This is a genomic window from Variovorax paradoxus (assembly GCF_902712855.1).
In the GTDB taxonomy this organism is placed as follows: domain Bacteria; phylum Pseudomonadota; class Gammaproteobacteria; order Burkholderiales; family Burkholderiaceae_C; genus Variovorax; species Variovorax paradoxus_Q.
Map to the genome: position 1 here is coordinate 284050 of NZ_LR743508.1, position 13974 is coordinate 298023.

Consider the following 13974-nt stretch of genomic DNA (forward strand, 5'->3'; position numbering starts at 1 on the left):
CCGTTCCGGGTGTCATGCGTGGGTCAGTACGATCTTTCCGAAGTGCCCGTTGGCCTTCATGAGGTTGAAGGCCTCGCTCGCTTGCGAGATGGGAAACACCGCATCGATCGGCACGCCGAGACGCCCTGCCTCGAGCGCCGGCCAGCGGTCGGCCCGGACCTGCTGCTGGATCGCGTCGACTTCGTCGGCGGACCGTGTGCGGAACATGGTCCCCAGGTATCGGATGCGCCGCATCGAGTGGCATCGAGGACCATGTGCGGAAACGACCGCTCCCCATGCCGGCCTAAATTTCGCCGCGCGTGTCGGACTTCAAGGATCGGACGGTGAAGTGAGCCGCGCGCACGAGGAATCCGGCAAGAACGACGGCCTTCCACAGCGGGAGCTCGGCCGGACCGGCCTGCTCGCGAACGCCATGGCGCTCGGTTGCTACTCCATGAGCAATGCCTACGGCGCCCGCACCGACGCCGAATCGCTGCAGGTCATCCGGCGCGCGACCGACCGCGGCGTGAACGTCATCGATGCGGCCGACTTCTACGGTTGGGGCCACAACGAAGAACTCGTCGATGAAGATGCTGGACCGCTCGCAGCCGACCGCAGAGTTCAATCCCCCGAGGCTCTGAGCACGAGCAACTTGCTCCGACCGAGAGGCAGCGGCACGAACACGTCGCACGTTCGCGCCTGCCCAGATCAACGCATGCGCGGGTATGCGCGGACTTGCCTTTCCATCAGCTCAATGCCGACGGCAGGCCAGCGGATCGACAGATGAAGGTTGCTCATCCGTCGATGAGAAATGACCCGTTGTCCGCGCAACGGAGCGTCGCCATCATCGGCACATCTTTTTCTACTGGAGATGTGTATGGCATTCAAAGACCTCCTTCCGGGCAGGCTCGGCTTCGGCAGCGCCCCCTTGGGCAACATGTTCCGGGCGATTCCCGACGACGAGGCGCGAACAACCGTCGATGCAGCATGGAACGACGGCGTTCGCTACTTCGACACGGCCCCGTTCTACGGCGCCGGACTGGCGGAGATTCGCCTGGGCGAGACGCTGGCGGCTCGTGCGCGAAGCGACTACGTGTTGAGCACCAAGGTCGGACGGCTCATCCTGGATGAAGTGGAGGACGTCAGCGCACGTGATCTCGGGGAAAAGGGAGACGTCTTCAGACACGGCCGACCGAACCGGATCGTGAACGACTACAGCGAGGATGCCACGCTGCGGTCCATCGAAGACAGCCTCAAGAGACTCAGGACGGATCACCTGGAAATCGTCTGGGTACATGACGTTGCGCAGGATTTCTACGGCGACGAATGGCTCTGCGTCTTCGAGACTGCGCGCAAAGGCGCATTCAAGGCGCTGGGGCGGCTCCGCAACGAGGGCGTCATCAAGGCCTGGGGACTTGGCGTCAATCGGGTGGAACCGGTCGAACTGTTGCTGGGACTCGAGGAACAGGATCCGGACGGGTTCCTGCTTGCCGGCCGATACACGCTGCTGGACCACGAACGTGCACTGCAGCGCGTCATGCCACAGGTCGCGGCCAGGGGACTGGGCATTGTCGTCGGCGGACCCTACAGCTCGGGCGCGCTCGTGGGCGGCCCCAACTTCGAGTACGCACCTGCTTCGCCCGAAATTCTTGCGAAGGTCAAGGCGATACAGGCGATCGCGGACATGCACGGCACCAGCATGAAGGCAGCCGGGCTGCAGTTCGCGCTGGCAAACCCCGCAGTCGCGGCGGTGATCCCGGGTGCCAGCCGACCGGCGCGCATCGCCGAGGATCGCGCGGCGCTGTCGGAAACCGTTCCGAGCGCATTCTGGATGGACCTGCGCAAGGCCGGACTGGTGCATCCCGACGCGCCGCTGCCGATCAGCCGCTAGAAGGTGCTCTGACCATGACCCCATGGTTCGACGATCCGATGCGAGTCCTCGGCACAGAGAACCGTGCGGCGTCGGTCGCTCCCTCGGCGCGCCTCGAGCGGCGTACCGAAGGACAAGAGGCTCGTGTTGCCGGATGGCTGCGCAGCTGACCGAAGACGCTCGCGGTCAAGGCGGCAAGCCGGGTGTCGCAGCCGCCTCCGCCTGGATCCACGACAGAAAGGCTGCGACGGCGCTCTCGCGCTGCCGCCCTTGCCTGGTGACGAAGTAGTAGCCGAAGGGCGACGGCAAGGTCAGCTCGAAGGGTCTCACGAGCCGCCCGGCGCTCAGGTCGAAGGCCGCGATGGATACGCGTCCCAGCAACACACCTCCACCATCGATGGCGGCCTGGATGGCATGGTCTGTCTGACCGAAATGTGCGCCGGCCTGGGCATCCACCTGTCTCACCTTGGCTGAGCGCAGCCATTGGGCCCAACCCGCAGCGCCCTTGCCCGGCAAAGCCGCGGCATCGTCATGCAGCAGCCGCTGATGGCGCAGGTCTGCGGGAACACGCAAGGGGTGTCTCGCGTCCTCGGTCAGGCGCGGCGCGCACATGGGCGTGTAGGCCTCGCCGAACAAGCGCACGCTCTCCAGTCCGGGATAGTCGCCGCGGCCATGCCGGAACGCCACGTCGACGTCTTCCCGGTCGAGGTCGACAGGGCGGCTGCTCGTCAAGACCCTCAACTCGATGCCCGGGTACTGTTCCTGGAACCGATAGAGTTTGGGGACCAGCCACTTGGCGGCGATGGCAGGGCCTGCGGTCACGACCAGCGCAGAAGCGGTTCGCAGGCTGCGCACTTCGCGCACGGCGCTCTCAACGAGCCGAAATCCGACGTCGAGCTTAGGGTAAAGCGCCGATCCGGCCTCGGTCAGCGCGACCGCGCGCGTCAGCCGATCGAACAGGCGGACATCCAGGTAGGCCTCAAGCGTACGGATCTGGTGGCTGATGGCCGAGGCGGTGATGCCCAGTTCCTCGGCGGCATCGCGAAAGCTCAGGCGACGCGCAGCCGCTTCGAAAGCACGCAAGGCCGACAGGTGAGGCAATCGCTCCGACATGACGGATGAATATAGCTCAGGCGTGGCTGAGAACGTTCCTTTTGTCGTGCGATCGGCTTCGGCAGACCATCAGGTCCGACCCAACAAGGAGCCGACATGCTGAACCAAGCCTACGAATCGCAGTGCAAGTCAGTGACGACGCATTGCACCAACCAGCGGCAGCTCGATCGCCGCACGCTGACACTCCTGACGCTCGCGCTCGGGACCTTTTCGATCGGTACTTCGGAGTTTGCGAGCATGGGCATCCTCCAGCTGTTCGCTTCCAGCCTGAAGCTGGACATCTCCACCGCCACGCATGCCATCGAGGCCTACGCGTTCGGGGTCGTCCTCGGCGGCCCGGCAGTCACCATGCTGGCCGCGAAGCTGAATAGAAAGACTTTGCTTCTGCTGCTGATGTCGGTTTTCCTTATCGGAAACCTGCTGTCGGCCGTTGCAGCCGGATTGGGGATGTTCACGCTCGCCCGCTTCGTCAGCGGCGTCCCGCAAGGCGCCTACTTCGGCGCAGCCGCGGTTGTCGCCTCCTACATCGTGGGACCGGGCCAGGGCGGCCGGGCCTTCGCGATGGTCATGACGGGCCTGACCGTCGCGACGATCTTCGGCTCGCCGCTCGCAACATGGCTGGGGCAGAACATGGGGTGGCGCAACGCCTATTTCGCTGTGACCGGGCTCGGCGCGCTTTCATTTCTGGCACTCTGGCTGTGGGTGCCGCGCTCGGATGCGCTTGCTGGCGGCCCCGTGCTGCAGGAGATTCGCGCGTTGAACAATCCCTCGGTGTGGGCCACTGTCGTCGTCGCCGCGCTGGGGGTGGCGAGCATCTTTGCGGTCTACACGTTCATCGGTCTCTTCGTGACCGAAGCGGCCTCGCTTTCTGCCGCCTGGACGCCCATCGCGCTGGGAATCTTCGGCGTCGGGATGACCGTCGGCAACATCATCGGCGGCCGCATGGCGGACCGCCGACCTTCTCGCGGCCTCGTCGTGGGCTTCTCCAGCGCCCTGGTCGCGCTGGCAAGCCTGGCCATGGGCGGGGAACATGCGTGGGTCCTGCTGTCCGGGCTCTTCGCTGTGGGTGCAACGATGATGGTGGCCATTCCGGCCATCCAGGTGCGGCTGACGCAAGCCGCGCCGGATGCTCCCACGCTGATGGGCGCGCTGAATCTTGCGGCCCTGAATATCGCGAATGCCATCGGCGCCTGGGCTGGCGGACAGGCGATTGCGCAGGGGTACGGGCTGCTTTCAGCAGCCTGGGCAGGGTTTGCGCTCACGCTTGCCGGGCTGCTGCTGTTCCTTGTACTGCTGCGGACCAGTCGGCGCGATGCGGCCGACGCTGCGCAGTCTGTGTGAAGCGGCAGCAACGAGCTGTCACGCGCAGAGCCCGTTGCGGGCGTCTGAGGTGAACGACAAGTCCACCGGGTTCAGTGTCGAGCGACAGACGTTCGAAGGTGGTTGAGGCCGGCATCCCGACATTGCGCTCTTGCACCCGGCCAACCTCGCATCAGGGAATCTACGGATATATGACTTCTCGAATGGACTTGATTGCGTGCATTTTTTGTATACAAATAACGCACTCGAAACGACAGCGCGAAGTTTGCGTCGCGACGGGGCCGTCCATTCACTCACTCGCACGAGGAAAGACCATGAGCACAGTCGTCAGCCACGCCTCCACGGGGGCAAGCGAAGCCGGCATTGCGCCGCACGCGCCATCCAACGCTCTCATCAAGCCTGGCTACCACCCACGGCTGACCAACGAAGACCTCGCGCCGCTGAAGAACCACACCTGGGGCCAATACAACATCTTCGCGTTCTGGATGTCCGACGTGCACAGCGTGGGCGGCTACATCACCGCAGGCAGCCTGTTCGCACTGGGGCTGTCGAGCTGGCAGGTGCTGGTGTCGCTGCTGGTGGGCATCGTGATCGTGCAGTTCTTCTGCAACCTGGTGGCCAAGCCCAGCCAGGTGACCGGCGTGCCCTACCCGGTGGTGTGCCGCGCACCCTTCGGCGTGCTGGGCGCGAACATCCCGGCCATCATCCGCGGGCTGATCGCGGTGGCCTGGTACGGCGTGCAGACATACCTCGCATCGGCGGCATTCATGGTGCTGGCGCTTCACATGTTCCCGAGCCTCGCGCCCTACGCCGACGTGGCACGGCACGGTTTCGTAGGCCTGTCGACGCTGGGATGGGTCGCGTTCATGGTGATGTGGGTGCTGCAGGCCTTCGTGTTCTGGCACGGCATGGAAGCGATCCGCAAGTTCATCGACTGGGCCGGACCGGCGGTGTACGTGGTCATGGCCGTGCTGTGCGGCTGGCTGGTGTGGAAGGCCGGCTGGAGCCGCATCGACCTGAACCTGGGCGGCATCAAGTTCCAGGGCTGGGACGCGCTGCCTGTGATGCTCTCGGCCATCGCGCTGGTGGTGAGCTACTTCAGCGGCCCGATGCTCAACTTCGGCGACTTCTCGCGCTACGGCAAGAGTTTCGACGCGGTGAAGAAGGGCAATTTCTGGGGCCTGCCGGTGAACTTCGTGTTCTTCTCGCTGCTTACGGTCATTACCACGGCCGCCACGCTGCCCGTGTTTGGTGAACTCATCACCGATCCGGTGCATACGGTGGGCAAGATCGACAGCACCACCGCCGTCGTGCTGGGCGCGCTGACCTTCATGATCGCCACCATCGGCATCAACATCGTGGCCAACTTCGTCTCTCCGGCCTTCGACTTCTCCAACGTGGCGCCGCAGCACATCAGCTGGCGCACGGGCGGCATGATTGCTGCAGTGGGTTCGGTGTTTCTGACGCCGTGGAACCTCTACAACAGCCCCGAAGTCATCCACTACACGCTCGACGTGCTGGGCTCGTTCATCGGCCCGCTGTTCGGCATCCTGATTGCCGACTACTACATCGTGCGCAAACAGCGCATCGACGTCGACGCGCTCTACACGATGAGCCCCAAGGGCGAGTACTGGTACAGCGGCGGCTACAACCCGAAGGCGATCCACGCGCTGGTGCCGTCGGCCATGGTGCCCATCCTGTGCGTGATGGTGCCGACGCTGCGCGGCGCCGCCAACTATGCATGGTTCATCGGCATGGGCCTGGGCTTCGTGCTGTACGCGCTGCTGAACCGCAACCGCAAGACCTGAACAGAAGAGAAAGAAAGGACCGCGCCGTGCGCATCAAGATCATCAACCCCAACACCACCTGGAGCATGACCGAGAAGATCGGCACCTGCGCCCGCGAGGTGGCGCACGCCGGCACCGAGATCATCGCGGTGAGCCCGGCCATGGGGCCGGTCTCCATCGAGAGCCACTACGACGAGGCGTTGGCCGTGCCCGGCCTGCTGCAGGAGATCGCGGCGGGCGAGCGCGACGGCGTCGACGGCTACGTGATCGCCTGCTTCGGCGACCCCGGCCTGAAGGCCGCGCGCGAACTGGCCCGCGGCCCGGTGGTGGGCATCGCCGAGGCGGCCATGCACCTGGCCAGCATGATCGGCAGCCGCTTCAGCGTGGTCACCACGCTGGGCCGCACCATCGGCCAGGCCTGGCACCTCGCCGAGATCTACGGCATGGAGCGCTTCTGCGCCAACGTGCGCGCCTGCGAGCTGCCGGTGCTCGAGCTCGAGGAGCCCGGCTCGAACGCCCGCGAGCGCATCGTCGAGGAGTGCCGGCGCGCGCTCGAGGAAGACGGCTCCGACTGCATCGTGCTCGGATGCGCCGGCATGACCGACCTGTGCGCCCACATCGAGCAGGTGCTGGGCGTGCCGGTGATCGACGGCGTGGCGGCCGGCACCAAGCTCATCGAATCGCTGGTCAAGCTGAAGCTGCGCACCAGCAAGCGCGGCGAACTCGCGCGGCCGTTGCCCAAGACGATGGTGGGCGCGCTCGAGGGCTTCACGCTCGCGAGGCCATAGCGGGGCGTGCGCGCGGCACGTGCGTTGGCCAAGCGACAATCCACCGATGCCCCGCGCCCGCTCCACCACTGCCAAGTCTCCCGCCGCGCCAGCCGATGCCGCGGCTTCGCTCACGGCCGAAGAAGGCTCTTCCACCGACAAGCTCGACAAGGGCAGCTCCATCGAGAGCATCGCCCAGGACATCGCCACCGCCATCGTCGAGAAGCGGCTTCCTCCCGGCACCTGGCTGCGCGAGGAAGCGCTGGGCCGTGTCTATTCGGTGAGCCGCACCAAGGTGCGCGCTGCGCTCCTGATGCTGTCGAAGGACAAGCTCATCGAGATGATTCCCGACAAGGGCGCGTTCGTGAGCCAACCCAGCGTGGAGGAAGCGCGCGAAGTGTTCGCGGTGCGCCGCATCCTCGAAAGCGAAGTGGTGCGCCTCTTCATCGCCAGGGCAAGGCCGCGCGACTACCAGGTGCTCGAGCAGCACATCAAGTTCGAGCGCACCACGCTGCGCCAGGCCACGACGATGGGCACCGCGCGCGAGAAGCTCTTGGGCGACTTCCACGTCGCGCTGGCCGAAGCCACGGGCAACGGCACGCTCGCCGAACTGGTGCGGGAACTCGTGGCGCGCAGCTCGCTGATCGCGATGCTTTATCACTCGTCGAACGATCCGCACTGCTCGTCGGACGAGCACTCGGAATTCCTTCGCCTGTGCCGCACCGGCGATGCGGAAGCCGCGGTGACGAGCATGATCGAGCACCTCGAACGCATCGAAGCCAGCCTCGAGCTCGGCACCGGCAGGCCCGACCGGCAGCTCGACCTCGTGAAGGCGCTGCTGGCCTGACGGCACGCTCCGCAGCGCCGCCGCCATGGCGGCGGATTGCAGGAAACGGGAGAGGCTGTTCGGGCTGGCCAAGCCTTTTTGTGACCATCGTCCGGAGCCCTCTTCGCAACGATGGATCGACCAGCGGGAGCACCTTCTCCGCGCCACGCACAGCCGTTGCAGCCGTTGCAGCCGTTGCAGCCGTTGCAGCCGAGCGGGAATTCGTTACAAGGCCTCTGGCCTGATACGGGTTTTCCTGAGTCCGGATTGTCGCATTAATTGTATACAGTTTCGCGTACACAAACGGGGTGTGCGCATGCTAAGCCGTGCCGCCTGCCTCCCTTCACGCCGCAGCAGGAGCTCAACGATGACGGCCGACAACACCCTCTCCAAAGTCCATCCCGTGGACCAACGTTTGCCCTCGGGCAAGCTCGCGGCCCTCGGACTTCAGCATGTGCTGGTGATGTACGCGGGCGCCGTCGCGGTGCCCCTGATCGTCGGGCGCGCGCTCAAGCTGTCGCCCGACGAGGTCGCCCTGCTGATCTCCGCGGACCTTTTCTGCTGCGGCATCGCCACGCTGATCCAAGCGCTGGGCGCCACGCAGTTCTTCGGCATCAAGCTGCCGGTGATGATGGGTGTGACCTTCGCATCGGTCGCACCGATGGTCGCCATCGCCAACGCCAACCCAGGGCAGAACGGCGCGCAGTTGCTCTTCGGCTCGATCATCGGCGCGGGCGTGGTGTCGATACTGATCGCGCCGCTCGTGAGCCGCATGCTGCGCTTCTTCCCACCGGTGGTCACCGGCACCATCATCGCGGTCATCGGAATCAGCCTGATGCGCGTGGGCATCAACTGGATCTTCGGCAATCCCGTGGGCCCCACGGCACCCGCGCTGGTCGATCCGGTGTATGCGAAATGGCTGGCCGAGGTCACCTCGCCGGGAAGCTCCATCCCCGCCGTGCCCAAGGGCTTTGCGATCATGCCGACCGTGCCCAACCCCAAGTACGCCGACCTTTCCGGCTTCGCCGTGGCGGCACTGGTGCTGGCATCGATCCTGCTGATCGTGAAGTACGCCAGAGGCTTTGTCGCCAACATCTCGGTGCTGCTGGGCATCGTGATCGGCGCGGTGGTCGCGTCCATCACCGGCCTCATGACCTACGAGAAGGTGGGCAAGGCCGCATGGGTCGACATCGTGCTGCCGTTCCATTTCGGCATGCCGCAGTTCGATCCGATCCTGATCCTCACGATGACGCTCATCATGATCGTGGTGATGATCGAATCGACCGGCATGTTCCTCGCGCTCGGCGAGATGACCGACCGCCGCATCACCCAGAAAGACCTGGCGCGCGGCCTGCGCACCGACGGACTGGGCACGCTCATCGGCGGTGTCTTCAACACCTTTCCGTACACCAGCTTCTCGCAGAACGTGGGCCTGGTGGCCGTTACCGGCATCAAGAGCCGCTACGTGTGCGTCGCCGGCGGCCTCATCCTGATCGTTCTGGGCCTGCTGCCGAAGATGGCGGCGCTGATCGAATCGCTGCCCACCGTGGTGCTCGGCGGCGCAGGTCTCGTGATGTTCGGCATGGTGGCTGCCACCGGCATCCGCATCCTCTCGGGTGTGGACTTCAAGACCAACCGCCACAACGCGATGATCGTCGCGGTGTCGATCGGCATCGGCATGATTCCGCTGATCGCACCGAACTTCAAGCAATGGATGCCGCATGCGATCCACTCGCTGATCGAATCGGGCATCCTGCTCGCGTCGATCACCGCGGTGCTGCTGAATCTGTTCCTGAACGGTGCAAAGCACGACGAGCAGGCGGTGATCGCGGCGGCCAAGCAGGCCGAGGCGCATTAGATGAGCTCGCCCCCAGGATGCGCGCACTTCGTGTCGCTTCTCCTTCCCCCTACCGGGGGCAACACCTGAGGCCCGGCAGAGCCGGTTCCTCGGTGTTCCTGAGCTCGCCCCCAGGATGCGCGCACTTCGTGTCGCTTCTCCTTCCCCCTACCGGGGGCAACACCGGAGGCCCGGCAAAGCCGGTTCCTCGGTGTTTCTGGACTCGCCCCAGGCTTCGCGCACTTCGTGTCCGCTTCGCCTTCCCCTCTAGGGGCAATATCTGAGGCCCGAGCCGGTTCCTCGGTGCTTCACGAAAGATTCCGTTTTCAGATCATCGCGAGGGGCATCTTTCGCGTCGGCAGCGAATGCAGGCGATCCAGTTCGGCCAGGGTCGTCGCATCGAGTTGCAGGGCGGCGGCGGCGAGGTTCTCCTTCAGGTGTGCGCTGCGCACCGCCTTCGGGATCGCCACGACGCCGGGCCGTGCGATCACTGCGGCGAGTGCGAGTTGTGCGGCGGTCACGCCCAGTTGGCGGGCAAGCTCGGCCAATCCGTGGTCGTGGGCCAGCGCGCCTTGGTCGATGGGGCTGTAGGCCATCAGCGGGATGCCGCGTTCGCACTGCCACGGCAGCAGGCTGAACTCCGGACCCCGCTCGCCGAGCGACAGGTAGACCTGGTTCGCCGCGCAAGGCGGGCCGTTGCCCACGCACTGCATGAGCTCCTCCATGTCGTCGGTGTCGAAGTTGCTCACGCCCCAGTGCGCAATGCGCCCGTCGGCCACCAGCGACTGCATGGCTGCCACGGTGTCGTGCAGCGGATGGTTGCCGCGCCAATGCAGCAGGTAGAGGTCGATGGTCTCCAGCCCGAGCCGCTGCAGGCTGCGTTCGCACGCCTCGCGCGTGCCGCGCCGGCTGGCGTTGTGCGGATAGACCTTGCTGACGACGAACAGTGCCTCGCGCCGCACGTCGCCCGAACGCAGCGCCTCCCCGATGGCCTGGCCGAGCACGGTTTCCGCGCCGCCTTCACCGTACATCTCCGCAGTGTCGAAGAGCCGGTAGCCGAGCGCGATGGCTTCGCGCACCGCTTTCACCTCGGCCGCGCGGCTGCGTTCGTCTTCACCCATGCGCCAAGTGCCCAGGCCGATTACCGGCATCTCGCCGCCGGTGGGGAGTTGGAGTGTTCGCATCGGACCATGGTACGGACGGCCAGTGCACACGCAACCCCCATCGGCCGGTCGGCCGCCGGAGACAGGCTTCGCAAGCCGTCATGAAACGGCGGCACTTCACGCGACATCAGGATCACCGCCCGCCGCCTCCAGCCTTCTAATTTCCTGAAGTCGAAGGCACTTCCATGACAACAAAATCAGTGTGCGACCTAGCGAAATGGTCGCGCGCCGCCTTCTGATTTTGTCAACACTGAGTGGGTGCCAACCCCGACCCGTGGCACGGCTCGTGCTCCTAGAATTTTTGTGAGGCACTTGCGTCACGAGTGCAGGCGCCACACCGAAACGATTTTTGAACAACAGGTTGAGTCAATGCAGAAAAAGCACAGGATTGCCGTCATTCCCGGAGACGGCATCGGCGTCGAGGTCATGCCCGAAGGTTTGCGCGTGCTCGACGCGGTCGGACGCCGCTTCGGCATCGACTTCTCCTACGACCATTTCGACTGGGGTTCCGACCACTACGTGCGCACCGGCCTGATGATGCCGGCCGACTGGGCCGACAAGATCCAGGGTCATGACGCCATCTACTTCGGCGCGGTGGGTGCACCCGACAAGGTGCCCGACCACATCGCCGTGTGGGGCCTGCTCATCAAGATCCGCCGCGACTTCGATCAGTACGTCAACCTGCGCCCCGTGCGCCTGATGCCCGGCGTGCCCGGCCCGCTGGCGCACCGCAAGCCCGGCGACATCGACTTCCTGGTGGTGCGCGAGAACACCGAAGGCGAATACACCTCGGTGGGCGGCCGCCTGTTCGAAGGCACACCGCGCGAGATGGCCATCCAGGAAGCGGTGTTCACCCGCACCGGCGTGGACCGCATCATCGACTACGCGTTCACGCTCGCCAACCGCCGCAAGCGCAAGAGCCTGACGGCCGCCACCAAGTCGAACGGCATCTCGATCACCATGCCCTATTGGGACGAGCGCCTGGCCGAGATCGCCAAGCGCTACCCCGACGTGGCAACGAACAAGTTCCACATCGACATCCTGTGCGCGCACTTCGTGCAGCATCCCGACTGGTTCGACGTGGTGGTGGCCTCCAACCTGTTCGGCGACATCCTGTCGGACCTGGGCCCGGCCTGCACCGGCACGATCGGCATCGCGCCCTCGGCCAACCTGAACCCGGAGCGCAAGTTCCCTTCGCTGTTCGAGCCGGTGCACGGTTCCGCGCCCGACATCGCGGGCAAGGGCATCGCCAACCCGATCGGCCAGATCTGGTCGGCCGCGCTGATGCTCGACCACCTCGGCAACAACGACCCCGTGTACGCGGAGGCTTCGGCCGCCGTGGTCTCGGCCATCGAGACGGTGCTGAGCGAAGGCCCGCGCACCCGCGACATGGGCGGCACGGCCAACACGGTGGACGTGGGCCGCGCGATTGCCGACTGCATCTCCGCATGACGTCCCGCCCCTCCCTTCGCGGCCCGGGAGACTGAGATGGGCCTGTTCCTTCTGAAGCGCACGCTGACGCTGATCGGCACGCTGGTCGGCGCGTCGATCATCGTGTTTCTCGTCCTGGAGATCCTGCCCGGCAACGCCGCGCAGATGCTCATGGGCCCCGACGCCTCGCCCGAAGCCGTGGCGGCGCTGGCCACCAAGCTCGGCCTCGACCTGCCCGCCTGGACGCGCTACTGGCACTGGATCGGCGGCCTGCTCACCGGCAACCTCGGCGACAGCTACGCCTACAGCTCGCCGGTGCTCGACCTGATCCTGGAGCGCCTCGCGCTCACCGTACCCCTGGCCATGATGGCGATGGCGCTCACCGTCGTCATCGCGCTGCTGGTCGGCGTGACGGCCGCGGCGCGCCACAACAAGCTCGGCGACGTCGGGCTGATGGGCATGGCCCAGGTCGGCATCGCCATTCCGAACTTCTGGTTCGCGATCCTTCTGATCCTGGTGTTCTCGGTGCAGCTGCAGTGGTTCTCCGCCGGCGGCTTCGAGGGCTGGGGCGACGGCGTCTTCGCGGGCATCAAGTCGCTGCTGCTGCCGGCCCTGTCGCTGGCCGTGGTGCAGGCCGCGATCCTCGCGCGCATCACGCGCTCGGCGGTGCTCGAGGTGATGCGCGAGGACTTCGTTCGCACCGCGCGCGCCAAGGGCGTGTCGCAGCGCATGGTGCTGTGGACCCACGTGCTGCGCAACGCGATGATTCCGGTCATCACGGTCATGGGCATGCAGTTCTCCGAGCTGCTGGCCGGCACCATCGTGGTGGAGAACGTGTTCTACCTGCCAGGGCTGGGCCGCCTCATCTTCCAGGCCATCAGCAACCGCGACCTGATCGTGGTGCGCAACTGCGTGATGCTGCTGGCGGCCATGGTGGTCATCGTGAACTTCGTGGTCGACGTGCTGTATGCCGTGATCGACCCGCGCATCAAGGCCAGCGACATATGAACGCGATCATGGCTCCGAGCGCTGCGGCGCTCAAGCTCCCCGGTTTCTGGCAACGTGCGGTGAAGCACCGCAGCTTCGTCATCGGAGGGGTGCTCGCCGCCCTGCTGCTGCTGGCGGCGCTGGTGTCCTTCGTGTGGACGCCCTGGTCGCCCTACGCGATGGACATGGCCAACAAGATGCAGGCGCCCTCGGCGTCGCACTGGCTCGGCACCGACGCCTTCGGACGCGATGTGGCGTCGCTGCTGCTCGTGGGCGCGCGCGCATCGATCCTGGTGGGTGTGATCGCCGTGGGCATCGGCCTCGTGGTGGGCACCGCGCTGGGCCTGCTGGCCGCCGCCAGGCGCGGCTGGGTCGAGGAAGCCGTCATGCGGCTGTCGGACTTCACGCTCGCATTTCCCGCGATTCTCTCGGCCATCATGATGACTGCGGTGTTCGGCGCCGGCATCGTGAATGCCATCGTGGCCATCGGCATCTACAACATTCCCACGTTCGCACGCATCACGCGCGCGTCGGCCAACGCGATCTGGTCGCGCGAGTACGTGGCCGCCTCTCGCGCCTGCGGCAAGGGTTCGTTCGCCATCACCATGCAGCATGTGCTGCCGAACATCTCGGCCGTGCTGATCGTGCAGATCACCATCCGCTTCGCCATCGCCATCCTGGCCGAGGCCGCCCTCTCCTACCTTGGCTTGGGCACGCAGCCGCCGCAGCCTTCGTGGGGCCGCATGCTCAGCGAGGCGCAGACGCTCATGTTCCAGCAGCCGCTGCTGGCCGTCTTCCCCGGCATGGCCATCGCGCTGGCGGTGCTGGGCCTGAACCTGCTGGGCGATGGCCTGCGCGACCTGCTCGACCCGCGCCTGGCGCGTGCACGCTGAG

13 protein-coding genes are annotated in these 13974 nt (G+C 65.8%); 10 read left to right on the forward strand and 3 right to left on the reverse strand.

Annotated features, from left to right (window positions below):
• Positions 1–12: 12 nt before the first annotated feature.
• Positions 13–234 (reverse strand): zinc-binding dehydrogenase, encoded by a 222-nt coding sequence (locus AACL56_RS27785; protein ID WP_339093211.1) that lies wholly within the window; start codon positions 232–234, stop codon positions 13–15.
• 94 nt (positions 235–328) lie between these two features.
• On the opposite strand from AACL56_RS27785, the gene AACL56_RS27790 reads away from it, so the two are divergent.
• The gene (locus AACL56_RS27790) at positions 329–766 is read left to right on the forward strand and encodes an aldo/keto reductase (RefSeq protein ID WP_339093212.1); all 438 of its coding nucleotides are present in this window, start codon (positions 329–331) and stop codon (positions 764–766) included.
• Between the two features lie 90 nt (positions 767–856).
• Positions 857–1870 (forward strand): aldo/keto reductase, encoded by a 1014-nt coding sequence (locus tag AACL56_RS27795; RefSeq protein ID WP_339093213.1) that lies wholly within the window; start codon positions 857–859, stop codon positions 1868–1870.
• Between the two features lie 165 nt (positions 1871–2035).
• On the opposite strand, the gene gcvA is transcribed toward AACL56_RS27795, so the two are convergent.
• The gene (gene gcvA, locus AACL56_RS27800) at positions 2036–2962 is read right to left on the reverse strand and encodes a transcriptional regulator GcvA (RefSeq protein ID WP_339093214.1); all 927 of its coding nucleotides are present in this window, start codon (positions 2960–2962) and stop codon (positions 2036–2038) included.
• A 96-nt stretch (positions 2963–3058) separates the two neighbouring features.
• On the opposite strand from gcvA, the gene AACL56_RS27805 reads away from it, so the two are divergent.
• The 5 genes from AACL56_RS27805 (at position 3059) to AACL56_RS27825 (ending at position 9520) form a co-directional block, all read left to right on the forward strand.
• Complete coding sequence (locus AACL56_RS27805) at positions 3059–4303, forward strand: MFS transporter (RefSeq protein ID WP_339093215.1); 1245 nt, start codon at positions 3059–3061, stop codon at positions 4301–4303.
• Between the two features lie 293 nt (positions 4304–4596).
• Positions 4597–6090, forward strand: a complete 1494-nt coding sequence (locus AACL56_RS27810) for an NCS1 family nucleobase:cation symporter-1 (protein WP_339093216.1) — start codon at positions 4597–4599, stop codon at positions 6088–6090.
• 26 nt (positions 6091–6116) lie between these two features.
• Positions 6117–6857 (forward strand): aspartate/glutamate racemase family protein, encoded by a 741-nt coding sequence (locus AACL56_RS27815; RefSeq protein WP_339093217.1) that lies wholly within the window; start codon positions 6117–6119, stop codon positions 6855–6857.
• Between the two features lie 46 nt (positions 6858–6903).
• Positions 6904–7683, forward strand: coding sequence for a GntR family transcriptional regulator (locus tag AACL56_RS27820; protein WP_339093218.1), 780 nt, complete (start codon positions 6904–6906; stop codon positions 7681–7683).
• A 346-nt stretch (positions 7684–8029) separates the two neighbouring features.
• Positions 8030–9520 carry a nucleobase:cation symporter-2 family protein gene (locus AACL56_RS27825; RefSeq protein ID WP_339093219.1) on the forward strand — a complete coding sequence of 497 codons (1491 nt, stop codon included), beginning with the start codon at positions 8030–8032 and terminating at the stop codon, positions 9518–9520.
• A 305-nt stretch (positions 9521–9825) separates the two neighbouring features.
• On the opposite strand, the gene AACL56_RS27830 is transcribed toward AACL56_RS27825, so the two are convergent.
• Positions 9826–10683: an aldo/keto reductase gene (locus AACL56_RS27830; protein WP_339093220.1), complete on the reverse strand. Its 858-nt coding sequence runs from the start codon at positions 10681–10683 to the stop codon at positions 9826–9828.
• A 348-nt stretch (positions 10684–11031) separates the two neighbouring features.
• Here AACL56_RS27830 and AACL56_RS27835 point away from each other — a divergent pair, with 348 nt between their 5' ends.
• The 3 genes from AACL56_RS27835 to AACL56_RS27845 are packed head-to-tail and all read left to right on the forward strand — an operon-like array spanning position 11032 to position 13973.
• Positions 11032–12114 carry a tartrate dehydrogenase gene (locus AACL56_RS27835; RefSeq protein ID WP_339093221.1) on the forward strand — a complete coding sequence of 361 codons (1083 nt, stop codon included), beginning with the start codon at positions 11032–11034 and terminating at the stop codon, positions 12112–12114.
• Positions 12115–12150: 36 nt separating this feature from the next.
• Positions 12151–13101, forward strand: a complete 951-nt coding sequence (locus AACL56_RS27840) for an ABC transporter permease (protein WP_339093222.1) — start codon at positions 12151–12153, stop codon at positions 13099–13101.
• Positions 13098–13973 carry an ABC transporter permease gene (locus AACL56_RS27845; protein ID WP_339093223.1) on the forward strand — a complete coding sequence of 292 codons (876 nt, stop codon included), beginning with the start codon at positions 13098–13100 and terminating at the stop codon, positions 13971–13973. The genes AACL56_RS27840 and AACL56_RS27845 overlap by 4 nt, the downstream gene beginning before the upstream one ends.
• The last annotated feature ends 1 nt before the right edge of the window (position 13974 follow it).